The organism is Hafnia sp. HMSC23F03, assembly GCF_001816025.1.
Classification (GTDB): Bacteria; Pseudomonadota; Gammaproteobacteria; order Enterobacterales; family Enterobacteriaceae; genus Hafnia; species Hafnia paralvei.
Genome location: NZ_KV824223.1, coordinates 1 through 958 on the forward strand (window position 1 = coordinate 1; position 958 = coordinate 958).

1 rRNA gene is annotated in these 958 nt (G+C 52.4%); it reads right to left on the reverse strand.

Features of this window, described 5'->3' with window-relative positions:
- Positions 1 to 958, reverse strand: a 23S ribosomal RNA gene (locus HMPREF3091_RS10560); the annotation flags it as partial.

The following is a 958-nucleotide window of genomic DNA, read 5'->3' on the forward strand; positions in this document are numbered from 1 at the left end:
ACCGGATTTACCAAGTCACACCCCCTACACGCTTAAACCGGGACAACCGTCGCCCGGATAGCCTAGCCTTCTCCGTCCCCCCTTCGCAGTAACACCGAGTACAGGAATATTAACCTGTTTCCCATCGACTACGCCTTTCGGCCTCGCCTTAGGGGTCGACTCACCCTGCCCCGATTAACGTTGGACAGGAACCCTTGGTCTTCCGGCGAGCGGGTTTTTCACCCGCTTTATCGTTACTTATGTCAGCATTCGCACTTCTGATACCTCCAGCAACCCTCACAGGTCACCTTCACAGGCTTACAGAACGCTCCCCTACCCAACAACACCTAAGTGTCGCTGCCGCAGCTTCGGTGCATAGTTTAGCCCCGTTACATCTTCCGCGCAGGCCGACTCGACCAGTGAGCTATTACGCTTTCTTTAAATGATGGCTGCTTCTAAGCCAACATCCTGGCTGTCTATGCCTTCCCACATCGTTTCCCACTTAACTATGACTTTGGGACCTTAGCTGGCGGTCTGGGTTGTTTCCCTCTTCACGACGGACGTTAGCACCCGCCGTGTGTCTCCCGTGATAACATTCTTCGGTATTCGTAGTTTGCATCGAGTTGGTAAGTCGGGATGACCCCCTAGTCGAAACAGTGCTCTACCCCCGAAGATGAGTTCACGAGGCGCTACCTAAATAGCTTTCGGGGAGAACCAGCTATCTCCCGGTTTGATTGGCCTTTCACCCCCAGCCACAAGTCATCCGCTAATTTTTCAACATTAGTCGGTTCGGTCCTCCAGTTAGTGTTACCCAACCTTCAACCTGCCCATGGCTAGATCACCGGGTTTCGGGTCTATACCTTGCAACTTGACGCCCAGTTAAGACTCGGTTTCCCTACGGCTCCCCTATTCGGTTAACCTTGCTACAAAATATAAGTCGCTGACCCATTATACAAAAGGTACGCAGTCACCCCATAAA